Source organism: Aquaspirillum sp. (genome assembly GCF_055136605.1).
On record NZ_JBSQVP010000039.1, the window covers coordinates 1 to 23703 of the forward strand.

The window sequence follows — 23703 nt, forward strand, 5'->3', positions numbered from 1 at the left end:
CGGGCACCAGATCACATGGTAGGCCGTTTGATAGAAGTAATTACGTTTTGTGACGACATCGACCATGCGTCACAGTTTATACCACAGGGTGCGCTTTGCACACCCGCAATTCCTCCCCTGACTCAAGTCAGGGGTTTCCTTGCGGAGATTCTATGAATAATCAACGATTTACCAGTGTATGGGATGCTATCGAGGATACCCCTGAAGAAGCAGAAAACATGAAACTGCGTTCAGTCCTGATGACAGCCTTAAAAAACCACCTAACCCGCACTGAGATAAGCCAAGCACAAGCAGCTAAGCTCTTTGGAGTCACCCAACCGCGTGTCTCTGATCTGATGCGGGGCAGAATTAATTTGTTTAGCCTTGATGCGTTGGTCAACATGGCCACTGCTGCTGGACTTCATATAGAAATACGGATTTTAGAAACGGTCTGATTTTCAGAAGGGTGAGCACTAAGCCAGTGCCCACCCCATTTCCATAATCAGAAAACAGTCACCATCAAATACACGGTGTAGGCGATATACGATGACAATAAAATCGCCCCTTTGCTGCGGCTGATACTGCCTTCTTTCCCAAAACCGTAGCCGAAAACAAACAGCGACAGCGTTAACACTGCCATCACCAAGATGTCACGGTTTAACACCTCGGGGCCGACTGATAATGGATGAATCGACCCAGCAATCCCCACCACGGCAAGGGTATTAAACAAATTCGAGCCGAGGACGTTACCTAATGCAATATCATGCTCGCCTTTGCGCGCAGCGATAATCGACGAGGCCAGCTCTGGCAACGACGTCCCAACAGCAACAATAGTCAGGCCAATAATCAGATCACTGATACCGAAAGCATGGGCAATCTCCACCGCCCCCCACACCAATAAGCGCGAACTGGCAATCAACAAAATCAAGCCAACGACCAACCAAAACACCGCCTTACGCATCGGCATAATTCGCACATCAAGCTCTTGTTCTATCTCGGTGCCCAGCGCATCCGATTTTTGTTTTAACCCCTGCCAAATTGTCCACACCATTAAACCAGCAAACACAGCTAATAAAACAATGGCATCAGAACGAGAGATTTCGCCATCCCACAACTGCCACGCAGCCAAAGCGGTGACCACAATCAAGATTGGCAATTCTTTGTGCAAGACTTGTGAGTGGACGGTGATGGGGCTAATCAGGGCGGTGATGCCGAGGATAAGGGCAATGTTGGTGATATTCGAGCCATAGGCGTTACCGAGGGCAATGCCCGGGTTGCCCTGTGAGGCGGCAAGGGCGGATACCACCATTTCGGGGGCGGAGGTACCAAAGCCAACGATGACCATACCAATTAACAAGGGCGGCATCCCGAAGTGCGACGCCGTCGATGCTGCGCCTTCAACAAAACGGTCGGCACTCCACACCAGTAACACCAGCCCCACGATCACGGCAAAGAAAGGTAATAGCATCAATCTGTATCCTCTTGTGGTTGGTTGCATTTTCTACGACTTACACTGTACCGATTGCATGAAGAGCTGTCAGCAGCCTTGGTACGTCGCCCCTTGCGCGAATCAAAGATTCACACGCAAGGGGTGACATACCCTACTCATCTACTACGTCCATCATTCAGAAGCAACTAGCCAAAAAATCGATATCTGGCTCACTCAGGCTTATGGACATGGAATAGACCATAGGCGTATGCTTTGGCGCGGGCTAGGAGATAGAGCAACAGAGATTGGCCAATACACAGGCAAAAAATGGCTTATTTTGGCCTATCAATTTTTAATCATGTAACGATTGGAATCGTTATGAAAAAAATAATTTCGCTGTTAATTTTCCTCGGATTCACTTCGGGATTGGCTTATGCGGATGAACGTCCCAATGCAAAGAATTTTAATAAATCGAATTGGGGTTTACACGTTTCTGGCAGCGATTCCTCTGCTGGGGTGTTTGTCATATTTAATCAAAAGTCCTGCTCTCATAAATATCAAGGAAAGCTTCAAGGGCTTGAATCAAAAGTTGCTCTTCGCCAAGCGACTATTTTTTTAGATGATGAAGGTAGCCCAGGGAAAGTGATTGGCAAGGGGTGTTGGTCGGCAACCGTAGAAAATCAGCAATTCGAATATCTCGGTTATCAAGGTGAGTTTAATGCTGAAAAAGATGGCCGTATCTTAGAAATTCCGTGGTCAAAAATGTTTAATGCCAGCAATGCCGGTTAGTTTATAAAAAACGGCTATTCCGCTTTGTATCTGTTAAGGAGCTGATTGTGAAATTGAAAAATCTTTGCGTAATTCCCCTGTTTCTTTGTGCTTCGCTTGCTCACGCATCACAGTTCGCCTCTGTGGTTGAAGCAATGGCAATCAAAAGTGATGCCGGATACACGAATATTGATTGGGAAGATACTCAGAAAATTAAGGGGGTGAAATGGCAATGGCCCTATCATCAATCTGGCGCTCATAACAGCACAATGAAAGGCAAAACTAAGTTTGGTACGAGTGCTAATCCAAATATTGGTGCAACAATGGTGGTTGTCGAAGGCTCTCGGACAATGGTTAATCGGATCAGTATTTCTGTTGCTAACAGCCGTGATGCCGCTGATATGAAACTTCTGGGGCCCGGGAAGGCAAGACAGATTCCAACATCGTGCGATATGAACTACGCTTCTGAAGTACAAAAAATTTATGAGTTTCGGAAGACTGGCTATAAACCTTTGTATGTGAAATATGCGGAGAGCTGGGGGGCCAGTGGTGAGAGTGGCAGTGTCGATTTTACTCTCGCTTATCAGATTGAAGACGCTATTGATAATCCAAGCTGCAAACCTTTGTGATCATTCAGCAAAGTAGGGTGCATCACCCCAACGGGGCGATGCACCATGACCTTTACCATCCCCCAAAATTCACAATCCACGCTCTATCACAGCCTTGGTACGTCGCCCCTTGCGCGAATCAAAGACTCATACGCAAGGGGTGACATACCCTACTCATCTTCTGTATGTACGCTATTGACCGTAGATGGATAAGCGCAGCGCATCCATCAAGACACCATCACACAATATCGATTCATTACACCGATTAGTGAGCACGAGCTTCGAGGATGTTTTCAATCAAACGATACACCGTTGTCTGTCCAAGATTTTTCGGCCAATCTTCACACGGCGGATGATCGCGTTGCCTTGCCCGACGAATCGCATCGTCGATTTGTGCCTGACTGATTTTCCGCGTGTCGATTGCTTTGTCGTAGTCCGGCATCCAACGTTTAAGACGATCGGTGCAGTCACGCGAGGAATTGACACCCGTACCATCCTCAAAGTGCAGCAATAACCAATATTCGAATTTGGGGTTACTGAGCGCAAAGCCGTAGTTCTCTTGCTGCAATGAGAAACAGCTTTTTATAGCGTCGCTCACCCAACGGTCGCTGGAATTTTCGTCGCTGTGCTACCACTCTACTGCACCTCCTCAGTAGCCGAAGTATCAGTGTTCTCAGAAAAATGGCTGCTGAGCAAAATGCGAGGGATACCGCCAAGTCTGCCCTGTAAATAGCTCTTGCGAATATCTTTGTCGTAGCGGACATCTTTATATTCAGCGAAGGAAACCAACGTCGATACCCCTGTACGTTTACGCTCGGCCACCCACATTTCATCACGGCGCAATAGTTGCTGGTCCATCAACAAGACATCGTGGGTGGTTAGCAGAAGTTGTGAACGGGTATCAGCAGAGCAACTGGCCAGATACGCCTCCAACAGGCGGCGTGTCAGCAGGGTGTGAAGACTACGATCTACTTCATCAATGACGAATACTTTTTTTGACCCCGGGGCCGCGAGTTCAAGAAATGCGGGTAACAGATCAATCACGCGCTGCGAACCATCGGATTCTTGCCTGATTTCAAATTTTGCTTCTGTCCCGTCCACTTTCGGGTGGTAAGTCACCAGCTTCTTGGCGATCAACTCGCCGTTTTTGCGCGTGAAGACGAAACGCTCATTCTTGTCCGACATCAGGCGAATTGTCATACCTTCTTTAACATCCTCCTGAAGCATCATTTTCATCGGTTCGGGCAGGGGAATATTCTCGAAGGGAATCTCCTCGCCACCAAGGTGGGCAATGCCTGTGTCGAGCTGCGGCAGCATTTCGTTCATCGTGGCATAGAGAGGATGACCGTCATCGAGGAACTGTTCGAAAGGCTCAAATCGCGAATCCGGTGCGACCAAGTCCAGCGTGTCTTTGAACCAGTCATAGATCGGGCGGAAGTTGTCCACCTTCTGGGAAACCGAGTTCGTCAGGAATAGCTGGTTGTCACGTGTGCCTTTGAACGCAAAGTGCAGAAATTGATCCTTCTTCAAAGCCTCGTCGAACTCAATCTGGTTACCTCGACGCGAGTAGAGCACTCGCTCGCTGGTGCTAGTGACGACAATCAGCCTTTCATCTAAAACAGCCCTGCGGTTCACCGAGAAAGAGAACTCGTAGATCATCTCGTCAATCAAGAGCTCAAACACAAAACGTGAGGGTTTATCGATGCTGGCGTTATCCAAACGAAAACTTTCTACCGCTAAGTGGCTGTCAGGCTGGGTGCCCTTGACTACCAGCATCTTGGCGAAGTTCAACGCTTTGAAGAAATTGGTCTTGCCAGAAGCATTGCCACCGTAGATGGCAGCCACCGGCAAGATACGAGTGTTGTACTTCCCGAGTTTGGGCAATCTGTCTCCGTGCTGGCGTTCCCGACTGGCAACCATCGAGAAGGTGACGGAATCGCGGAAGGACATCCAGTTTTCGACAGAGAAGCTAATGAGCATACACCGACCCCTTACGAGTAAAAACCGCTTTGATTGGTCTTTTATTGTACGGCCATGCCATTTTTTGCTCAAATTAAAGAGAAAAAATCTCTTTAGCAAGTGATGGCCGTAGATGGATAAGCGCAGCACATCCATCACCCGAGAGATTGATTCATTGCACAAATTAGTGAACAAAGTAGGGTGCATCACCCCAACGGGGCGATGCACCACGACCTTTACCATCCCCCAAAATTCACAATTTACGCTCTGTCACAGCCTTGGTACGTCGCCCCTTGCGCGAATCAAAGATTCACACGCAAGGGGTGACATACCCTACTCATTTTCGCTGTGTACGCTATTGGCCGTAGGATGAATAAGCACAGTTCATCCATCAACACATCATCACCCGAAATCGATTGATTACACCGGTTATTAAGCCAGCAAAGTAGGGTGCATCACCCCAACGGGGCGATGCACCATGACCTCTACCATCCCCCAAAATTCACAATCTACGCTCTATCACAACTTTGGTACGTCGCCCCTTGCGCGAATCAAAGATTCATACGCAAGGGGTGACATACCCTACTCATCTTATGTGTGTAGGCTATTGATAGTTGAAAAAGCACTTTATTCGGCGCTATATTTGTAGCTGTTATTTTGAGGAATCAATCATGGACACCATCTACGCAGACTACTCCATCAGCATGTCAGAATTTAAGCGCAACCCAGCACAAGTGCTGCGAGAAGCAGGAGAAAAACCAGTCGCAGTGCTCAACCACAACCGCCCAGCTTTCTACATGATTACCCCAAAACTCTTTGAAGCACTGGTCGAACAACTGGCCGACCGTGACTTAGTCGAACTGGCCCGCGAGCGATTAACCATGACCGACAGTGCGATTGAGGTTGATATTGAACAGCTCTAACGCACCAACAGAGGCAACAAAATACCGGTTGAAATTCCTACCGGCTGCCCTTGATGAATGGAATGCGCTGGATGGTAGCGTAAAAGCCGTTTTCAAAAAAATCCTAAGAAAACGATTGGAAGAACCGCGAGTTCCCGGGGCTGAATTACATGGCGACCTACGCAACTGCTACAAAATTAAACTGCTAAAACAGGGCTATCGCTTAGTGTATCAAATTGAGGATGACGTTTTAGTGGTGCTGGTACTGGCCGTTGCAAAGCGTGAGGACATGGCAGTTTATCGTGCAGCAATCGCACGACTGGTTTCAGATCAATAGCAAGAAACCATCACCCAACTAAAAAAAAGCCACCCAAATCATCGGGTGGCTTTCTTGGTAGCGCAGAGCGCTTATGCCTGCAACAACAACTTATTCATCCGCTTCACAAACTGCGCCGGATCAGCAAGCTGGCCGCCTTCAGCCAACAACGCCTGCTCAAACAACAACGCACTCAAATCGGCAAAACGGTCTTCACTTTGCTCACGATCCAAACGCTTCACCAACTCATGCTCAGGGTTCAGCTCCAGAATCGGTTTGCTGCTATCCACCTTCTGCCCCGCTTGCTTTAACAAACGCTCCAGATGCGTGCTCATACCGTACTCATCCACCACCAAACACGATGGCGAGTCGGTCAAACGATGGGTAACGCGAACTTCTTTTACCTTCTCGGCCAAGACCGTTTTCACCCGTTCCACCACCGGCTTCAACGCTTCCTCAACCTTTTCTTGCTCTTTCTTCTCCTCGGCATCGGCCAATTCGTCAAGATCAAGCGCGCCTTTCGCCACCGACGACAATTTCTTACCATCAAACTCGGTGAGATAGCTCAACATCCACTCGTCAACACGATCCGTCAACAACAACACCTCAACGCCTTTCTTGGCAAAAATCTCCAAGTGTGGGCTATGGCGAGCGGCGGCGGTGGTGTCGGCGGTGATGTAGTAAATGTGCTTTTGCCCTTCTTTCATCCGAGATACATAGTCGCCTAACGACACCGTTTGTTCATCGGATTCTTGATGCGTCGAAGCAAAGCGCAACAGCTTAGCAATACGGTCGCGGTTGCTGAAGTCTTCACCAACGCCCTCTTTCAACACCGAACCAAATTCCGTCCAGAAACCTTGGTATTTCTCGGTTTCTTTCTCGGCGAGGTCTTCCAACAAGCCCAAGACCTTTTTCACACAACCGGCGCGAATGGCGTCGATGTCCTTCGAGCTTTGCAACAACTCACGGCTGACATTCAGCGGCAAATCTGCCGAATCAATCACCCCACGCACAAAGCGCAAATAGTGTGGCATCAGCTTTTCGGTGTCTTCCATGATAAAGACACGACGTACATATAACTTCACCCCTTGCTTGCGCTCACGCTCCCATAAATCAAACGGGGCTTTGGCAGGGAGATACAACAACTCGATATACTCTTGCCGCCCTTCGACACGGGCATGGCTCCATGCCAGAGGGTCTTGATAGTCGTGAGACACATGCTTGTAGAACTCACGATATTGCTCTTCGCTAATATCGCTCTTGCTACGCGCCCACAACGCCGAAGCTTGGTTAACACTTTCCCAACCTTCTTGTTTCACTTCCTTGCCATCGTCGTCAAACGTAGGCTGTTTTGGCATTTCAATCGGGATAGCGATATGGTCGGAGTATTTGCGGATAATGCTACGCAACTGCCAATCGTTGAGCAGATTGTCTTCTGAGTCACGCAGATGCAAGACAATTTCTGTCCCACGACCCGCTTTTTCGACGGTTTCTAAGGTGTAATCACCTTCACCAGCCGACTCCCAACGCACTGCCTCAGTCGCAGGGGCACCAGCGCGGCGAGTGGTCAGGGTCACACGATCAGCCACAATAAAAGCCGAATAGAAGCCAACACCAAATTGACCGATTAAATTCGCGTCTTTTTTGGCATCACCCGTGAGATTCTCAAAGAAAGCCTTGGTACCCGACCGCGCAATGGTACCGATATTTTGAATCACTTCTTCGCGATTCATCCCGATGCCGTTATCGCTGATGGTCAGCGTTTTTGCCTCTTTATCAAAAGCAAGGCGGATTTTTAACTCGGCATCGTTTTCAAACAATTCTGGGGTTTCTAGGGCTTCAAAACGCAGTTTGTCAGCTGCATCAGAAGCATTTGAAATCAGCTCGCGCAGGAAAATTTCCTTGTTTGAGTACAAGGAGTGGATCATCAGATGCAGGAGCTGTTTCACTTCGGCCTGAAAGCCCAGGGTTTCCTTTTGTGCGCTCATCGTATTCTCAACCAAATGGGATTAAACAATCGAGCAACACAAATGAGGCAAAGCCAGTGCTTTTCAAGACTAAAAGAGGTTGGACTCAGCGACAATCGCCGCCGCCGAGCCCATCAAGAGACAGGCTATTTAGCCCATTAACCAAGTGCGGGGGTTGGATTCCAACCACATTTTGATTTGTCGCGCATCGTCCAAACGCGAATTAGGATTGTCTGCCGCCAACAGCACAATAAACATTGGTGTTGAGCCGACAGTGGCTTGCATCACTAAACAACGTCCAGCCTCGCGGATATAGCCCGTTTTCGATAAACCAATCTGCCATTCACCCTCACGCACTAAGGCATTGGAATTGCGGTAGTGCAATACACGATTCGAGGGCAACAACACATCATGTTCTGCTGTGGTGCTGTATTGGCGAATCAGCGGGTATTGATAGGCAGTTTGTACCATGTGGGCCAAATCCAGCGCCGTGGCGCGATTACCGCTGTTCAAACCGGTTGCGTCGTAAAACACCGCATCGCGCATCCCGATTTGTTTCGCTTTGCGGTTCATGCGCGCAATAAAGGCATCCGTTCCACCGGGGAAAGTCCGTGCCAACGCTGCTGAAGCGCGGTTTTCACTCGACATCAGCGCCAGCAACAGCATTTCGCGCCGAGAGAGGGTAGTCCCCACCGCCAAACGGGAGCTGGTTCCCTTCAGACGATCAATCTCAGCCTCGGTGATGCTAATCATCTCGTCCATCGGTAAATTGGCATCCAGCACCACCATCGCTGTCATCAGCTTGGTAATCGAGGCAATCGGGGTCGAGAGATGGGCATTTTTTTGATACATCGGTTCACCAGTCATCGCATTGATGACCAAAACCGCATGAGAATGCAAACTTGGCTCGGCACTGGCTTCTAAACTCGCCGTCTGTGTGGCACGCCCTTCGGCCAGCACAGGGGGCAAAGCGGCCCCAAATAGACACGTTGCCAAGGCAAAAGAAGAAAAATAGCGGCGTAACATCGATCATTCCTTAGCCAAAAAAACGGCACATGCCCGTGATCCAGCAAAGAACAACGGGCATGTGGCAGTACACGTTACATTGTACGGGAATGGTTTGCGTTATGTCGCTTAATCTGTGGCTTTCACCGGTTTAATTTTGACGGGGAAAGTCTGTTGCAAACTGTTGACATAAGCAAAGGCATCCTGACCCACTTGGAGTTCAGTCAAACGGGCGGCCAATTCGGCTTGTCGTTCTGCATTCTTCGCTGGTGGGGTGGCATGTGGTGCGACACGATAAATCACATAACTGCCATCACCCACCGCTGTGCCAACATAGGCCGGCGCAGGTTTCAACTTAGCAGAGAACACGACTCGCGCTTCTTCTGGTGACAAACCAATGGGTGCTTCACGCGAGACGCGCTGTAACGGCCCCCAAGCGTATTGGTCGCTGGCTTGTCCAGCTTTCAGCTTGGCTAAGAACGCCTTGCCTGCTTCTTGTGCCACTGTGTTGGCCTGTTGCAAGCGCAGTTCCCGTTCAATTTGTGCCGATACTTGCTCTAGCGGTTGTTGTTGGGCTGGGCGATGTTCTAAGACACGCGCAATCACCGTGCGCCCAGGCGCAATTTCGATTGCTTCGCTATTGTGTTTTTGTTTCAACACATCATCACCAAACACCGCTTCTAACAACTTAGGTTGGGCTAAGGGCGAGGGGAGGGCGGTGTTACGCTCTAACCATTCGCTGGTTTGCTGCTTGGTTTTCAATAAATCGGCCACCGCTTGCAAGCTATCCGCTTTTTGATAGGCCAACTCACCCGCTTCTTCCACCTTTTGGCGGTATAGCGCATTGGCTTTTTGTTTTTGCAAACGCTCAACAATGCTCGGTTTCACCGACTTGAGATCAGGCGAGCGAATGTCTTGCACTTTAATGATGTGAAAGCCAAATTCACTTTCAACCAACTCACTGAGCTGACCTTTGTTCAGTTTGAAAGCCGCTTCCTCAAACGATTTCACCATCACACCACGCGGCACATAACCAAGATCCCCGCCACGGGCAGCACTGCCGGGGTCTTGTGAATGTTGGCGCGCTAGCGCAGCAAATTGCTCTGGTTTTTCCTGCAACAGAGACAACACCGTTTCCGCTTGTTGGCGGGTGTTTTGTTTCACTTCGCTATTTGCCCCCTGCGGTAAGGCAAACAGAATATGAGCAAGCTGGCGTTCTTCTCGTGCCAACTCGGTTTTATGTTCTTCAAAGTATTTTTCAATCTCAGCTGCTTCAATCGGAATCGTGGCAGCAATTTGATCGAGAGTGATTTCGATGTATTCCAGTTTTACCGCCTCTGGAATGACATATTGTGCTTTGTCTTTTTCGTAAGCGGCTTTAATGGCATCAGACGCCAACTGCACCCGATCAGTAAATTTTTCTGGACGGAACCACAGCGGATTGATTTCGCGCACTTCGGCAAGGGTGACGGCCAAACGCTCAGTAACGGTTTTTGGTAAGAAGGCGGAAGCAGCTAGGGCTTGAATTTGTTTGTCCAAACGTAATTCACGCATCACGTTTTGTTCAAAGGCTTCAGCCGACAGATTTTGTGATGCCAAATAGGCCTGATAAGTCGCTGGATCAAAACGGCCATCTTTTTGCATCGCCGGAATGGCAGCAATCGCACGCTGTAGCATGGCAGGCGTAATCACCAAACCGGCTTTTTCTGCCTCGGCCAGTAACAAACGCTGGCGGATGAGCATATCGAGCATTTGCTGTCGTAGCGCAGGATGACTCGGTTGGCCTTGCAATGCTTGGTCGAGATCGCGACTGTAGATGCGGCTATCGCCAACTTCTGCGAGATAGTTATCATCGGTGGCTGTGGTATAACTGCCAACACCAAAGCCAACAAAAGTCAGTGCCACTGCCCCTAAGATCACTTTGATGAGGACAGTATTTTTTTGGACAAAATCAAACATACACGCCGTATTTCCGTTTGCCGGTCGGCAAAAAATAAGGTGAACCCGAGGTGTTCACCTTTAAATAAAATAAACACGTAACCTGTGCAACATCACGCTGGTGTGCACAAAGCAGTGTGAGGTTGGCACACTGCTTTTACACAGACAAATTACAGGGCGTCTTTCAACGCTTTGCCCGGGCGGAACTTAGGCGATTTTGAAGCAGGGATCTGAATGGTAGCGCCGGTTTTTGGATTGCGCCCAGTACGTGCGGCACGTTCACCGACGTAGAAACTGCCAAAGCCAACCAAAGTGACTGTATCACCTTGTTTCAGTGCCTCGGTTAAGGCAGCAACCGTAGCGTCCAATGCTTTGCCGGCATCGGCTTTAGACAGTGCAGCGCGCTCAGCGATGGCGTCGATCAATTCTGCTTTATTCATTGTGATCCCTTAAATTATTGTAATGATTCCTAAGAATCGAAAATCAAACCGTCTGCTTTATAGCAAGGTGCAATTCGGCATGTCAAGCAAGCCACTCACGCTTAATGTGTGGTGATTTGCGAGCCATTCGCCGCTTCATTCAACGCTGGAATCGGCGTCACCGCTTCGGCCTCTTCCAACAAAGGCACAGGTTCACGCTCTAGGGCATGACTCAGCACTTGCTCAATCCATTTAACCGGATGAATTTCCAGCTTTTGTTTCACATTTGCCGGAATCTCAGCCAAATCCTTGACGTTGCCTTGCGGGATTAAGACATGCTTAATGCCCCCACGTTGTGCGGCCAACAGCTTTTCTTTCAGGCCCCCAATTGGCAACACCTCACCACGCAAGGTAATTTCACCGGTCATGGCAACATCAGCGCGGACAGGAATTTTGGTCAAGGCAGAGACCATCGCCGTCACAATCGCAATCCCTGCCGAAGGGCCATCTTTTGGTGTAGCACCTTCTGGTAGGTGAATATGGATGTCGTTTTTCTCGTAGAAATTGCTGGCAATACCTAACTGGCGAGCACGACTGCGTACCACACTCATCGCCGCCTGCACTGACTCTTGCATCACCTCGCCGAGTTGGCCAGTGCGAATGATATTACCCTTACCCACCAAGGCGACCGCTTCAACCGTCAGCAACTCACCGCCCACTTCCGTCCATGCCAAGCCCGAAACTTGTCCAACTTGATTGGCTTGCTCAGCCACACCATAATCGTAGCGGCGCACGCCTAGGTATTTATCCAACCCTTTCGCCGCAATGGTCACTTTTTGTGCTGCTTTACCCAACTGTTTCGCACGCACCACCTTGCGACACAGTTTGGCCAATTCGCGGTCAAGATTACGCACACCGGCTTCGCGAGTGTAGTAACGCACAATGTCACGGATCGCTGATTCTTGCACGACCAATTCACCTTCAGTCAGGCCGTTGTTTTTCAGTTGCTTCGGCAACAGATAGCGCTGAGCAATATTCAGCTTTTCATCTTCGGTGTAACCCGAGAGACGAATCACTTCCATCCGATCAAGTAACGCAGGTGGGATATTCATCGAATTTGCCGTTGCGACAAACATCACATCCGACAAATCGAAGTCAACTTCAGCATAATGATCAGCGAAAGCATGGTTTTGTTCGGGGTCTAACACTTCTAATAAAGCAGAAGAAGGATCACCACGGAAATCAGACCCCATCTTGTCCACTTCATCGAGCAAGAACAGCGGGTTTTTCACCTTGGCTTTAATCATGCTTTGCAAAATTTTGCCCGGCATCGAACCAATATAAGTACGGCGGTGACCGCGAATTTCTGCTTCATCACGCACTCCACCCAGAGCCATCCGCACAAACTCGCGGTTTGTCGCACGAGCAATCGATTGCCCCAGCGATGTTTTACCGACACCGGGCGGGCCAACTAAGCACAAAATCGGGGCTTTAAGTTTATCGACACGCTGTTGAACCGCCAGATATTCAACAATCCGCTCTTTGACCTTTTCCAGACCAAAGTGATCGCTTTCTAATACCTCTTCTGCCGCAGCCAAGTCTTTATTGATCTTGCTTTTCTTTTTCCACGGCAGATCGATCAGCGTTTCAATGTAATTGCGTACCACGGTTGCCTCGGCCGACATGGGCGACATCAGGCGCAATTTTTTCAACTCAGCTAAGGCTTTTTCGCGGGCTTCTTTTGTCATTCCAGCCGCTTTGATGCGCTTTTCCATCGCATCTAAGTCGCTGTTTTCGTCCAGCTCACCCAATTCTTGTTGAATGGCTTTGACTTGTTCGTTCAAGTAGTAGTCGCGCTGGGTTTTTTCCATCTGTTGCTTGACGCGACCACGAATGCGTTTTTCAACTTGCAGAATCTCTAGTTCAGATTCCAGTTGCGTCAACAAGTGCTCTAAGCGTGGCTCAGTGTGCAACAGCTCGAGCACTTCTTGTTTTTGTTCTAATTTCAGCGGTAAATGCGCGGCGATGGTGTCGGCCAAGCGGCCAGCTTTATCAATGCCAGTGATTGAGGTCAAAATCTCAGGAGGAATTTTTTTGCTGAGTTTGACAAATTGTTCAAACTGCGCCAATAAGGTCCGGCGCATGGCTTCAGATTCAGAGCTATGCTCTTCCTCTGCCGCAAACACTTCTAAATCGGCTTCAAAGAATTCGGCATCGTCACGAATTTCGGTGATGGTGGCACGTTGGCGGCCTTCAACCAGCACTTTGACCGTACCATCGGGCAGTTTCAACATCTGCAATACGGTGGATAGCGTACCAATGCGGTATAAATCTTCTTCGGAAGGTTCGTCTTTAGCAGCAGTTTTTTGGGCAACCAATAAAATCTGTTTGCCCTCGTTCATTGCCTGTTCAAGTGCCTTAATCGACTTGGGGCGGCCCACAAACAGGGGGATCACCATATGCGGGAACACCACGACATCGCGCAAGGGGAGCAGGGGCAAGGTCAAAGCTTCTGCAGGTGCGGTATCTTGGGCGTTAGACATTGAGTTTCCTGTAATTAAAGACGAAGAGATGCAAGGGAAATGGGGCAGGCGCAAGCGAATTCAAGCAAAACACCCACCATCCCCCCTTCGACAAAAAACCGCCCCGAAGGGCGGTTAGTGTCATACAACAAGCCAACACTAGGCAGAACGTGATACCGATAGATCGTCTTCTTGATAGACATAAAGCGGTTTCACGCCCTGTTCGATTACGTTTTCATCGACCACGACGCGATTGACGCCAGACAACGAGGGAAGCTCGTACATGGTATCAAGCAACGCTCGCTCGATAATCGAGCGCAAACCACGGGCACCCGTTTTGCGGGCAAGCGCTTGTTTAGCAATGGCTTTTAGGGCTGTTGGTCGAATTTCTAGCTCGACTTCTTCCATCGCAAACAGCTGTTGGAATTGTTTGATTAAAGCGTTACGCGGTTCGGTGAGAATCGTCACCATCGCGGCTTCATCCAATTCTTCCAACATCGCCAACACCGGCAAGCGACCGATAAACTCGGGAATCAAACCGAATTTAATCAAATCTTCTGGCTCGGTTTCTTGCAAAACACGGCCAATCGCCTCGCCTTGCTCTTTCGAGAAGACATCGGCCCCGAAACCAATCCCGCCTTTTTGTGAACGCTGACGGATAATTTTTTCTAAGCCATCAAAAGCGCCACCACAAATAAACAGGATGTTGGTAGTGTCAACTTGGATAAACTCTTGATTCGGGTGTTTGCGGCCACCTTGCGGCGGAATCGATGCAACAGTGCCTTCAATCAGCTTTAACAGCGCCTGTTGCACCCCTTCACCCGATACATCACGGGTAATCGAAGGGTTGTCAGACTTACGGGAAATTTTATCGATTTCATCGATATAGATAATCCCACGCTGAGCCTTGCTGACATCGTAATCGCATTTTTGCAACAGCTTCTGAATGATGTTTTCAACATCTTCACCCACATAACCAGCTTCGGTCAGTGTGGTTGCATCGGCCATCACAAAGGGCACATCCAACAAACGTGCCAAAGTTTGTGCTAACAGGGTTTTTCCTGAACCCGTTGGGCCAATCAGCAAGATATTACTCTTGGCCAATTCAACCCCGGGCGCACCTTCTTCGCCACGTGCCAGACGTTTGTAATGATTATATACAGCCACCGAGAGCACTTTTTTCGCTGCCTCTTGACCAATGACATATTGGTCGAGGGTAGCGCGGATCTCTTGTGGCGTTGGCAGGTGAGATTTGGTTTTATCTTTCCCTTCCAACGCTGCAGCTGCCTGTTCTTCACGAATGATGTCGTTACATAAATCGACACACTCATTACAAATAAAGACCTGTGGGCCAGCAATCATCTTGCTGACCTCGTGTTGGCTCTTACCGCAGAAAGAACAGTACAGCAGCTTGTCTTTCTTTTTTATGCTCATGAACGGGCTGCCTCGCTGCGATTAGCAAGCACTTTATCGATCAAACCATATTCACGCGCTGCTTCCGCCGTCATGAAGTTATCGCGATCGGTATCACGCTCTAAATCTTCGACTGGGCGGTCGCAGTGTTGCGCCATTAACTCATTAAGCTTGCGTTTCAAGCTCAGGATTTCGCGGGCATGAATCTCAAAGTCGGAAGCCTGACCCGAGAACCCACCCAAGGGTTGATGAATCATGACGCGAGAATTTGGCAGTGCAAAGCGTTTACCTTTTGCACCAGCAGAGAGCAAAAATGCGCCCATGCTTGCCGCTTGCCCGATGCACAGTGTTGACACATCAGGCTTAATGAAATTCATCGTGTCATAAATCGACAACCCAGCCGTGACCGACCCACCGGGTGAGTTGATATACAGGTAGATGTCTTTGTCAGGATTTTCCGACTCAAGAAACAACAACTGCGCCACCACCAGATTGGCAGAATCATCTGTCACCGGCCCCACCATAAACACAATGCGCTCTTTGAGCAGGCGAGAGTAAATATCGTAGGCGCGCTCACCACGACCACTTTGCTCCACCACCATCGGCACTAAGCCTAAGGCATGTGGAGTGGGCTGTGTAGTTTGCCAATCTGATTGGATATGCATTAGGCGTTCCCCATCAACTCATCAAAAGAAACCGATTTCTCGCTTACTTTGGCCTGAGATAACACAAATTCAACCACATTATCTTCCAGCACCATCGATTCTGGGCCTTGCAGACGTTCTGGGCTGGCTTTGTACCATGCGATGACTTCTTCAGGTTGTTCGTAGCTCTCGGCAAATTCTTGGATCAGAGCCATGACTTGCTCTTCTTTTGCTTTGATGTCGTGTTTTTCAACCAGTTCCGCCAAAATCAAACCCAAGGCAACACGGCGCTCGGCTTGTTTGGTGAACAAATCGGCAGGCAGCGGCATCGAGTTTGCATCAATTCCACGTTGTGCCAAGTCTTGACGAGCTTGGTCCATCAAACGGTTGATTTCCATGCCCACCAACGCTTTTGGTAATTCGATTGGGGTGGCATCCAACAGCGCTTGCATTGCATTTTCTTTCACTTGTGCTTGCAGGCGGCGTTTGACTTCGCGGGTAACGTTTTTACGAATTTCTTCGCGCATTTTGCTCACATCACCATCCGCGATGCCAAGCTGTTTTGCAAAAGCTTCGTCGATTTCTGGCAAGGTAGCTGCAGCAACATTTTTCACGGTGATGGTAAACACAGCGGTTTTACCAGCCACTTCTTTACCGTGGTAATCCTCAGGGAAAGTCACCGATACATCACGGCTTTCGCCTTCGGTCAAACCGATAACGCCAGCCTCGAATTCAGGCAACATTTGCCCTTGACCCAACACAAACGGGAAGTTCTCCGAGCTACCACCGGCAAACGCTTCACCATCGATGGTGCCTTTGAAATCGATAATCACACGGTCGCCTTCAGCAGCAGCGCGTTCGACACGGTCGAAACGGGTGCGCTGTTTACGCAGAATATCAATGGTCTTATCAATTTCAGCATCAGTCACTTCGGTCACTGGCTTTTCGACTTCTTTGTCGGTTAAAGAACCAATGGCGACTTCTGGATACACTTCAAATAAAGCACTGAAAGTAAATTGGCTGCGGTCTTCTTCGCTGTTTTGTGGTTCAAAACGCGGGAAGCCAGCCACACGCAACGCTTGCTCGCGCACAGCCGCAGTAAAGCTATTTTGAATCTCTTCACCCAACACTTCTTCACGCACTTGCAAACCGTAGTTCTGCTCAACAATTTTCAGTGGCGCTTTGCCTGGGCGGAAACCTTGGATCTTGGCATTACGAGCCACACGCTGTAAGCGTTGTTTCACTTGGTTATCGATGGCTTCGGTAGGCAAGGAGATCGTCAAACGGCGCTCCAAGGTGCTCAACGTTTCCAACTGAATTTGCATCTTGAATCCTTAATCAAAAGCTTGGATGAAAAGCGATAAAGGCAAGGACGGTCAAATCACCCGATCAGGATTTCATCCGAGCGAGGAGACTGTTCTGGCTTACGCAAGAAAGGCGCGAGTATATCACGGGTGTTTACTGCAGCAACGGGCAGGGATCAAACAGCGAGCATTCTGCCGCGAATTGGCTCGCCATCATCATGCTATCTCCCTCAGACTGCGACAGTCGCGCGTTGTCGTACTTGTTCAAACAGACACACCGCCGCCGCGATTGCCACATTCAATGATTCAGTTTGGCCGGGCATCGGAATTAATACTGGCTGAGCTAAAGCGGCCAAGGCATCAGAAACGCCAGTGCCTTCATTACCAAAAACAAAAGCGCAAGGCGGAGTTAAATCACATTGGTAAAGACTGTGCTGTGCAGCAAGATGGGTCACCAGCTTGATACCAACAAAATCAGTCAATACAGCGGCTAAGTCGGCATCAGCAACGATTTGCAGAGAAAAGTGTGCGCCCATTGCGGCACGGAGCACTTTCGATGACCACACGTCAACACAATCGGCAGACAAATACACTTGGGTAATACCGGCGGCAGCGGCAGTGCGTAACAACGTCCCTAAATTACCTGGGTCACGAATCGACTCGAGCAATAGTTTGTCCTGTGACATCACCTTCGGGCGCGGCAAGGCAGTCAACGACATCACCCCCAGTACCTCGGGGGCAGAATGTAGCGCCGACATTTTTTGTAAAGCAGCCTCTGCCACCCATACATATTCTGTCGTTGCCGCACAACGTTGCAATAACGCTTGGACTTCGGGATGGTGTTCTGCACGGCTATTGAGATAAAGACGTTCTAAGCGCCCACCTCGATCCAGCAAGGTATGGCATAGATGTAAGCCTTCTAACACACATCGCTGTTCAGTATGGCGCGCCTTTGCTTTTTCTAGTAGGCGATTGAGGTTTTTTAACTGCGGATTGTGTGGAGAATCAATACGGGCAAGCAAAACAACCCCTTACATATTAGCGAGATGAATAATGGCCGCTTTAAATGATTGGTAAACCACATCATCAATATCACGTCCAGTTTGTGCATTATCGATATAAAACAGCCCTTTGAATGCACCATCTTTATGTAGGCTAATCATGGCACAACCATTTTCTGGTACACCGACAAAGAAATTATCTTGGAAGCGACTGCGGATAGTAGCTAATTGAGGTGCAGCAATCCGAATGGCTTGGGTTTTTTGCCCAAAAGCATGGAAAAAGCTGTTGTGATCTAACGATAATACGGCCCCAATAAGCTGATCTTCATGCTCAAAACCAATCCGGTAGTGATTACGCAAAGTTTGATCGGTTGGATTAACGGCAAAAAATGCCAAGCGATCACATCCCAACTGTAAAGACAAGCTGGCTAAGGTGCGGCGAATAGACTGATCGAGCTGGGTCATCCGCTCATCACTGCTCCAGTCAAAGAACAAGAATTCGTTCTCTGATACCAAAGGCATAATGGGTAACAAAGCTAATTCGCGGGCAAAACGGTCGTTATCTGTCCCGGCAGCAGGATGGCGAGCCAGATAAAGCGCAATTTGGGTAAGGACTTGCCATAAAGTTTCACGCGGTTGTTGCAACAAATCTGCTGCGTTATCCAGCATGTGTACCACAGGTTTTGACCACCAACCTTCATCAAAGCGCGAGGTAATTTGAATCGCACACCGCAACACCAATTTACGACGGTCGATGGTTTCGTGGGATTGCTGCGACAACATTTCTAGGGCTTGCGGCGGCATCCGGCACAGGGTCAATAATTCGGACAACACCATGTCATAAGGCACACCAAAGCGTTTTTTAGCAACCTCATCTGGTGTGGCTTGTGGATCTAGCGCAGTATCTAAGGCACGACAACACAGCGGCACTTGATATAACAAGGCAGCAACAAAGTATTCTTCAACCCGATGCTCTTCGTTTAATGCTAACCACTCTTTTACCAACCAAGCAGAAAAACGGGCACGAGCATAGGCGGTGCGAATCGCCGGCATGTGGGCTGGTGCAACCCGCGACTCGAGACTGGGCAGCGAACCAAAGCGGTTAAAGAATTGGTCAAGGCCAATCAACATAATCGCGTGTTCAATCCCCAATGTTACCGTCAGAGGCTCACGCACACGTTCGATAGAAGCGACATGGCGCAGCAACTGATAGGCCAATAAGGGGTCGGCCAACACCACATTGGCCACATCCGCAACATTCAGCAAGCTTTCATCTGTTCGCCGCAGATGCGCCAAACGATCAAGACTCACAGAACGAATCGGGAGCGGCTCGGTTGCCATCGTACGAAGCCAGTTTTTCATGCTCTATCCTTCGGTTTCTGCCACACATACAGACAAGAGCCAATACGATCATTGATAGGAAATGATTGCTGGGCCGGCTGTCCTGGTATCGTAAAAGTATTGCTAATCAGTTGGCCATGTGCCGGTGCTTGTTGGCAAAATTGTTGCCAAACTTTTGGCATGGGCTCAGGAGAGAGATAACAGTATACGATATCCGCTTCTTGCAGTGAGGTTTGCCATAAATTGGCAAATTTCACTTGCACATTGCGCACAAAACACGCTCGTATCCGTGCAATTAAAAAGGGAATCATACTGTTTTCTACCCCAGTCAAGACCAGATCGGGGCGCAGGCGCGCTAAACCAAATAAGACCGTGCCAGTACCACAACCCAGATCAATTAACCGTGCTTGCGGCGGTACGATATATTGCAGTTGTGAAAGTGTGGCCTTCGTGGATAAAAACAGAGGCACCCGTTCACGCCACGCATTGCCAGAGATGGCAAAAGTCAGCGCGGCTAAAGCCAGATACCACTCGGGCGCAATGTCTAGCATTAAAGCCCCCCATAACAAAGGGAGAGCGACAAGATGCAATAAACTTGCCCACCAAGGGTGGCGGCGAAAACGACTCAATAACACCGCACAAGGGCCTTGTAGTAACAGCGCAGGGATAGAAAAAGAAACGGCGACCGGCCATGCTAATAGCAAACCGATCACCATCACTAAGCCGTGCTCTAGCCAGCGGCGAATTGAGAAAGACATTGAAATCTGGAAAAAGGCGACAGTGAAAAAGTTACTGTCCTGCCGTTTCTGTTGTCTCTGCGGGGGCTGGAGACGGAGCAGCTGCCGCAGCACGCTCTGCGACAGAGGGGCCTGATTCGCGCAGAATTTCTTCTTCCGTTTTCTTATTGAGGACAATAATCGTGATGCGACGGTTAATCGGATTGGTTGGGTTGGTTTGATCGAGTGGATTCGCCGCAGCCAAACCGGTCACTCGTAACATTTTTTGCTCAGTCATCCCGCCCAACAACAATTCACGACGCGCCGCATTAGCGCGGTCAGCCGACAACTCCCAGTTACTGTAGCCACGTTCACCGGCGGCAAAAGGGGTGGCATCAGTGTGTCCAGAGATTGACAACCGATTTGGCACATCATTCAGAATTTTTGCCATTTCCTGCAATAACAGGCGAGTGTGCGGCAACAAACTGGCACTACCTGAATCAAACATCGGACGATTTTTTTCGTCGATGATTTGCACCCGCAACCCTTCTGGGGTCATTTCAAGGGTAATTTGATCTTTAAACTGTTTTAAGGTTTGGTTTGACTCAATCGCCTGAGTGATTTTTTGCGAAAGCTTGTTGAGCAAGACACGTTCTTTGCGCTCATCTGTCACGATATTGCTGCGGTTCACCTGTCCTGCGGAACGGGTTAAGTCCTCACCCCCTCCCTTGATGGGACTGGTGGCATCACCCGCACCATCGCCCCCGAGCAACGCCACTTTCAATGGTGTACGGAAGTATTCAGAAATCCCCGCTAACGCGCCTTGGGAGACCGATGATAACAACCACATCAACAAGAAGAACGCCATCATCGCTGTCACAAAGTCAGCATACGCAATCTTCCACGCACCACCGTGGTGGGCATGCCCCCCTTTTTTGATGCGCTTGATAATAATGGGGCGTTGTGATTCATCAGCCATGCTCGGCTCCTTTTAACCTACTAAACAAAGCACATAAAAATTAGCGGTTCTTCGCGTTTTTCACGTGTTCTTCCAACTCAAGGAAGGTTGGACGATCGGTGCTTTGCAGAGCTTTACGACCAAATTCAACCGCCACAGGAGGCGCATACCCGTTGAGCGATGCCAACAAGGTAACTTTGATGGTATTGAGCATCCGCGTTTGGTCGTTGAGTTTGTGTTCTAGGTTGGTTGCCAATGGACCGACGAAACCGTAGGACAGCAAAATACCCAAGAAGGTACCAACCAGCGCCGCCGCAATCAGTTTACCGAGTTCTGCCGGCGGAATCCCCACCGATTCCATCGTATGCACCACACCCATCACACACGCCACAATACCCAAAGCAGGGAAAGCATCAGCCAAGTTACGTACAGCATTGACCGGCACTTCGCCTTCATGGTGGTGGGTTTCAATTTCGATATCCATCAAGTTTTCAATCTCGATAGGATTCAAATTACCCCCAACCATCAAGCGCAAGTAGTCACACATAAACTCTGTGACATGGTGCTCAGCCAAGATAGAAGGATATTTGGTAAACAAAGGGCTTTCTGCCGGCGCATCCACATCGGCTTCAATCGACATCAAACCCTCTTTACGCACTTTGCCAAGAATTTCGTACAGCAATGCAAACAGCTCCATATACATTGCTTTATCGAAGTTGGATTTTTTCAGCGTGGTTGGCAAAGCCTTCATGGTGGCCTTGAGTGGTGCACCTGCATTCGCCACCAAGAACGCGCCCACCGCAGAACCACCAATCATCAGCAGCTCAACCGGCTGGAACAGCGATGCAAGATGGCCACCGGCAAGTACAAAGCCGCCGAACACACTGCCTAATACAATGATGTAACCGATGATGACAAACATTAAAGCCCCTTAAGAATGGCTATTTCTCTGTGATGTCCAGCACCCTGATGACGCAGCGCAAAAACGGCCACTATTGTAACAAACACTGGCTATTCGCCAATAGTTCAACTCGCATGACGCTGTAGAAAGTTTGCCTATTTGCAACACGAAAGGATGAGCAATCGGGCCAGCTAAGGCTAAAATGACCAGCAATCTTGTGATCTCACCATGGAGCTTAGCAATGGATGTTGGTTCTCGCCTACGTCATGTCAGAGAAAAATTTGGTTTATCACAGCGTGAATTGGCAAAACGGGCTGGCGTCACCAATGGGACAATTTCCCTGATTGAGCAAAATCGTGTCAGTCCCTCGGTTAGTTCATTGATGAAGGTACTCGAAGGGTTGCCGATGACACTGGCTGAGTTTTTTACCTTTGATCTGGCCCCACAAGCCCCTACACCGTTTTATCCCAAAGCGTGTCAACCGAATGTGGGACGGGAGCAGATTTCGTTTTTTTTGGTTGGGCTCAACCATCCTAATCGTAACCTGACTTTATTACGCGAGATTTTCGCCCCAGGGGCTAATACTGGGCCGGATATGCTATCGCATGATGGTCAAGAAGGCGGTGTGATTGTCCGTGGCAGTATTGAGCTTACAGTCAATGGTGAGACCCAACGCTTAGAAGCAGGCGACGGTTATTATTTTGACAGCCGCCTGCCGCATCGCTTTTCAAACCCCAGTCATGAACCGTGTGAGTTGATCAGCGCCAATACCCCCCCATCAGTTTAGTCACGGAAATTATTGAACTGCAGTGGGGTATCCGTTATTTCCTTACGAATCAAAGCAATTGCTTCTTGCAAAATGTCACGCTTTGCGCCGGAAACACGAACCGTGTCACCCTGAATAGCAGCCTGCACCTTTAATTTGGCATCTTTTAGCAAGCGCACAATTTTTTTTGCAAGTTCCGTTTCGACACCGACTTGAATGGTCACAGTTTGCTTGACTTTATTACCGCTGACTTTTTCTAATTTACCATAATCTAAACAACGTACATCGACATTACGTTTGGCTAACTTGGCAATTAAAATATCTTTCACTTGATCGAGTTGAAATTCTGCATCAGCAAATGCCGTTAATACCTTATCACTTTGCTCAATACGGGCATCAGACCCCTTAAAGTCATAGCGGGTGCTGATTTCCTTATTGGCTTGTTCTAAGGCATTACGCACTTCAACCAAATCTACTTCTGAAACAACGTCAAATGATGGCATAGGTTTTACCCCCTTGTTATTTTTCTAAAAAATAGCTGACCAGAAATTCTTTGAAGACAAATCCAGTCACTCCGGTTCCAAGTGCTAAAAATAGAACGAACATCCCAAATTTTCCGGCATCCGATTTTTTACCCAGATCCCAAATAATAAAGCCCATAAAGCCAATTAAACCTGTCAGTAAAACCCCCATCGACCATCGGGTAAATTCTTCTTCTGACATGTTATCTCCTCAATCTATGTTCATTCAGTGATATGACAGACTCTGTTATGCCAATTTCAAAACGACAGGCAGACTATGTGACGTTTTTTTTCCAAAAAAATGAACCACTCGGCTATAATATTTC

At 48.9% G+C, this 23703-nt stretch carries 24 protein-coding genes; 6 read left to right on the top strand and 18 right to left on the bottom strand.

The features are described 5' to 3' along the window. Positions 1-152 precede the first annotated feature (152 nt). Complete coding sequence (locus ACTBZS_RS07970; RefSeq protein WP_460429911.1) at positions 153-434, top strand: helix-turn-helix domain-containing protein; 282 nt, start codon at positions 153-155, stop codon at positions 432-434. A gap of 47 nt (positions 435-481) precedes the next feature. Here the strand turns inward: ACTBZS_RS07970 and ACTBZS_RS07975 are convergent, their stop codons facing one another. Then, positions 482-1447, bottom strand: coding sequence for a calcium/sodium antiporter (locus ACTBZS_RS07975; protein WP_463043780.1), 966 nt, complete (start codon positions 1445-1447; stop codon positions 482-484). Between the two features lie 339 nt (positions 1448-1786). On the opposite strand from ACTBZS_RS07975, the gene ACTBZS_RS07980 reads away from it, so the two are divergent. Both ACTBZS_RS07980 and ACTBZS_RS07985 read left to right on the top strand, forming a co-directional pair. Then, a complete protein-coding gene (locus ACTBZS_RS07980) occupies positions 1787-2197 on the top strand; it encodes a hypothetical protein (RefSeq protein WP_463043781.1) in 411 nt (136 codons plus the stop codon). A gap of 47 nt (positions 2198-2244) precedes the next feature. Beyond that, positions 2245-2805: a hypothetical protein gene (locus ACTBZS_RS07985; protein ID WP_463043782.1), complete on the top strand. Its 561-nt coding sequence runs from the start codon at positions 2245-2247 to the stop codon at positions 2803-2805. A gap of 244 nt (positions 2806-3049) precedes the next feature. On the opposite strand, the gene ACTBZS_RS07990 is transcribed toward ACTBZS_RS07985, so the two are convergent. Both ACTBZS_RS07990 and ACTBZS_RS07995 read right to left on the bottom strand, forming a co-directional pair. After that, complete coding sequence (locus ACTBZS_RS07990; protein WP_463043783.1) at positions 3050-3382, bottom strand: RloB family protein; 333 nt, start codon at positions 3380-3382, stop codon at positions 3050-3052. 38 nt (positions 3383-3420) lie between these two features. Continuing rightward, positions 3421-4764 (bottom strand): AAA family ATPase, encoded by a 1344-nt coding sequence (locus ACTBZS_RS07995; protein WP_463043784.1) that lies wholly within the window; start codon positions 4762-4764, stop codon positions 3421-3423. A gap of 650 nt (positions 4765-5414) precedes the next feature. On the opposite strand from ACTBZS_RS07995, the gene ACTBZS_RS08000 reads away from it, so the two are divergent. Both ACTBZS_RS08000 and ACTBZS_RS08005 read left to right on the top strand, forming a co-directional pair. Then, positions 5415-5666: a type II toxin-antitoxin system prevent-host-death family antitoxin gene (locus ACTBZS_RS08000; protein ID WP_463043785.1), complete on the top strand. Its 252-nt coding sequence runs from the start codon at positions 5415-5417 to the stop codon at positions 5664-5666. Continuing rightward, positions 5653-5982: a type II toxin-antitoxin system RelE family toxin gene (locus ACTBZS_RS08005; RefSeq protein ID WP_463043786.1), complete on the top strand. Its 330-nt coding sequence runs from the start codon at positions 5653-5655 to the stop codon at positions 5980-5982. Before ACTBZS_RS08000 ends, ACTBZS_RS08005 begins: the two co-directional genes overlap by 14 nt. A gap of 71 nt (positions 5983-6053) precedes the next feature. On the opposite strand, the gene htpG is transcribed toward ACTBZS_RS08005, so the two are convergent. The 13 genes from htpG to motA all read right to left on the bottom strand — a co-directional run bounded on the left by htpG (position 6054) and on the right by motA (position 22111). Next, positions 6054-7949, bottom strand: coding sequence for a molecular chaperone HtpG (htpG, locus tag ACTBZS_RS08010; protein ID WP_460429900.1), 1896 nt, complete (start codon positions 7947-7949; stop codon positions 6054-6056). A 129-nt stretch (positions 7950-8078) separates the two neighbouring features. Further along, a complete protein-coding gene (locus ACTBZS_RS08015) occupies positions 8079-8954 on the bottom strand; it encodes a serine hydrolase (RefSeq protein ID WP_460429899.1) in 876 nt (291 codons plus the stop codon). A gap of 108 nt (positions 8955-9062) precedes the next feature. After that, entirely contained in the window at positions 9063-10892 is a 1830-nt protein-coding gene (locus ACTBZS_RS08020; protein WP_463043787.1) for a SurA N-terminal domain-containing protein, read from the bottom strand. Between the two features lie 149 nt (positions 10893-11041). Then, positions 11042-11311, bottom strand: coding sequence for an HU family DNA-binding protein (locus ACTBZS_RS08025; RefSeq protein WP_022653708.1), 270 nt, complete (start codon positions 11309-11311; stop codon positions 11042-11044). Positions 11312-11412: 101 nt separating this feature from the next. Continuing rightward, positions 11413-13833 carry an endopeptidase La gene (gene lon / locus ACTBZS_RS08030; protein WP_022653709.1) on the bottom strand — a complete coding sequence of 807 codons (2421 nt, stop codon included), beginning with the start codon at positions 13831-13833 and terminating at the stop codon, positions 11413-11415. Between the two features lie 138 nt (positions 13834-13971). Further along, the gene (gene clpX, locus ACTBZS_RS08035) at positions 13972-15246 is read right to left on the bottom strand and encodes an ATP-dependent Clp protease ATP-binding subunit ClpX (RefSeq protein ID WP_022653710.1); all 1275 of its coding nucleotides are present in this window, start codon (positions 15244-15246) and stop codon (positions 13972-13974) included. Continuing rightward, a complete protein-coding gene (gene clpP / locus ACTBZS_RS08040) occupies positions 15243-15890 on the bottom strand; it encodes an ATP-dependent Clp endopeptidase proteolytic subunit ClpP (protein WP_460429897.1) in 648 nt (215 codons plus the stop codon). The genes clpX and clpP overlap by 4 nt, the downstream gene beginning before the upstream one ends. Next, positions 15890-17194 (bottom strand): trigger factor, encoded by a 1305-nt coding sequence (gene tig, locus ACTBZS_RS08045; RefSeq protein ID WP_460429896.1) that lies wholly within the window; start codon positions 17192-17194, stop codon positions 15890-15892. The genes clpP and tig overlap by 1 nt, the downstream gene beginning before the upstream one ends. Before the next feature lie 209 nt (positions 17195-17403). After that, complete coding sequence (locus ACTBZS_RS08050) at positions 17404-18195, bottom strand: TrmH family RNA methyltransferase (protein ID WP_463043788.1); 792 nt, start codon at positions 18193-18195, stop codon at positions 17404-17406. 9 nt (positions 18196-18204) lie between these two features. After that, the gene (locus tag ACTBZS_RS08055) at positions 18205-19536 is read right to left on the bottom strand and encodes an HDOD domain-containing protein (RefSeq protein WP_460429894.1); all 1332 of its coding nucleotides are present in this window, start codon (positions 19534-19536) and stop codon (positions 18205-18207) included. Then, positions 19533-20273 carry a class I SAM-dependent methyltransferase gene (locus tag ACTBZS_RS08060; RefSeq protein ID WP_463043789.1) on the bottom strand — a complete coding sequence of 247 codons (741 nt, stop codon included), beginning with the start codon at positions 20271-20273 and terminating at the stop codon, positions 19533-19535. Before ACTBZS_RS08060 ends, ACTBZS_RS08055 begins: the two co-directional genes overlap by 4 nt. 31 nt (positions 20274-20304) lie before the next feature. Beyond that, positions 20305-21210 carry a flagellar motor protein MotB gene (motB, locus tag ACTBZS_RS08065; protein ID WP_460429892.1) on the bottom strand — a complete coding sequence of 302 codons (906 nt, stop codon included), beginning with the start codon at positions 21208-21210 and terminating at the stop codon, positions 20305-20307. A gap of 40 nt (positions 21211-21250) precedes the next feature. Continuing rightward, the gene (motA, locus tag ACTBZS_RS08070; protein ID WP_022653717.1) at positions 21251-22111 is read right to left on the bottom strand and encodes a flagellar motor stator protein MotA; all 861 of its coding nucleotides are present in this window, start codon (positions 22109-22111) and stop codon (positions 21251-21253) included. A gap of 220 nt (positions 22112-22331) precedes the next feature. Here motA and ACTBZS_RS08075 point away from each other — a divergent pair, with 220 nt between their 5' ends. Then, entirely contained in the window at positions 22332-22877 is a 546-nt protein-coding gene (locus ACTBZS_RS08075) for a cupin domain-containing protein (protein WP_460429891.1), read from the top strand. On the opposite strand, the gene ACTBZS_RS08080 is transcribed toward ACTBZS_RS08075, so the two are convergent. Both ACTBZS_RS08080 and ACTBZS_RS08085 read right to left on the bottom strand, forming a co-directional pair. Further along, positions 22874-23359 carry a YajQ family cyclic di-GMP-binding protein gene (locus ACTBZS_RS08080; protein ID WP_460429890.1) on the bottom strand — a complete coding sequence of 162 codons (486 nt, stop codon included), beginning with the start codon at positions 23357-23359 and terminating at the stop codon, positions 22874-22876. The genes ACTBZS_RS08075 and ACTBZS_RS08080 overlap by 4 nt on opposite strands. A 16-nt stretch (positions 23360-23375) precedes the next feature. Next, on the bottom strand, positions 23376-23579 hold the full coding sequence (locus ACTBZS_RS08085) for a DUF2788 domain-containing protein (protein WP_460429889.1): 204 nt from the start codon (positions 23577-23579) through the stop codon (positions 23376-23378). Positions 23580-23703 lie beyond the last annotated feature (124 nt).

Coding starts and splice junctions, on each gene's coding strand:
- ACTBZS_RS07970 (WP_460429911.1), top strand. CDS start 153: ATGAATAATCAACGATTTACCAGTGTATGGGATGCTATCGAGGATACC.
- motB (WP_460429892.1), bottom strand. CDS start 21,210: ATGGCTGATGAATCACAACGCCCCATTATTATCAAGCGCATCAAAAAA.
- ACTBZS_RS07975 (WP_463043780.1), bottom strand. CDS start 1,447: ATGCTATTACCTTTCTTTGCCGTGATCGTGGGGCTGGTGTTACTGGTG.
- ACTBZS_RS08080 (WP_460429890.1), bottom strand. CDS start 23,359: ATGCCATCATTTGACGTTGTTTCAGAAGTAGATTTGGTTGAAGTGCGT.
- ACTBZS_RS08000 (WP_463043785.1), top strand. CDS start 5,415: ATGGACACCATCTACGCAGACTACTCCATCAGCATGTCAGAATTTAAG.
- ACTBZS_RS08085 (WP_460429889.1), bottom strand. CDS start 23,579: ATGTCAGAAGAAGAATTTACCCGATGGTCGATGGGGGTTTTACTGACA.
- ACTBZS_RS07980 (WP_463043781.1), top strand. CDS start 1,787: ATGAAAAAAATAATTTCGCTGTTAATTTTCCTCGGATTCACTTCGGGA.
- htpG (WP_460429900.1), bottom strand. CDS start 7,949: ATGAGCGCACAAAAGGAAACCCTGGGCTTTCAGGCCGAAGTGAAACAG.
- ACTBZS_RS08020 (WP_463043787.1), bottom strand. CDS start 10,892: ATGTTTGATTTTGTCCAAAAAAATACTGTCCTCATCAAAGTGATCTTA.
- ACTBZS_RS08015 (WP_460429899.1), bottom strand. CDS start 8,954: ATGTTACGCCGCTATTTTTCTTCTTTTGCCTTGGCAACGTGTCTATTT.
- ACTBZS_RS08055 (WP_460429894.1), bottom strand. CDS start 19,536: ATGAAAAACTGGCTTCGTACGATGGCAACCGAGCCGCTCCCGATTCGT.
- tig (WP_460429896.1), bottom strand. CDS start 17,194: ATGCAAATTCAGTTGGAAACGTTGAGCACCTTGGAGCGCCGTTTGACG.
- clpP (WP_460429897.1), bottom strand. CDS start 15,890: ATGCATATCCAATCAGATTGGCAAACTACACAGCCCACTCCACATGCC.
- ACTBZS_RS08060 (WP_463043789.1), bottom strand. CDS start 20,273: ATGTCTTTCTCAATTCGCCGCTGGCTAGAGCACGGCTTAGTGATGGTG.
- ACTBZS_RS08075 (WP_460429891.1), top strand. CDS start 22,332: ATGGATGTTGGTTCTCGCCTACGTCATGTCAGAGAAAAATTTGGTTTA.
- clpX (WP_022653710.1), bottom strand. CDS start 15,246: ATGAGCATAAAAAAGAAAGACAAGCTGCTGTACTGTTCTTTCTGCGGT.
- motA (WP_022653717.1), bottom strand. CDS start 22,111: ATGTTTGTCATCATCGGTTACATCATTGTATTAGGCAGTGTGTTCGGC.
- ACTBZS_RS07995 (WP_463043784.1), bottom strand. CDS start 4,764: ATGCTCATTAGCTTCTCTGTCGAAAACTGGATGTCCTTCCGCGATTCC.
- lon (WP_022653709.1), bottom strand. CDS start 13,833: ATGTCTAACGCCCAAGATACCGCACCTGCAGAAGCTTTGACCTTGCCC.
- ACTBZS_RS08025 (WP_022653708.1), bottom strand. CDS start 11,311: ATGAATAAAGCAGAATTGATCGACGCCATCGCTGAGCGCGCTGCACTG.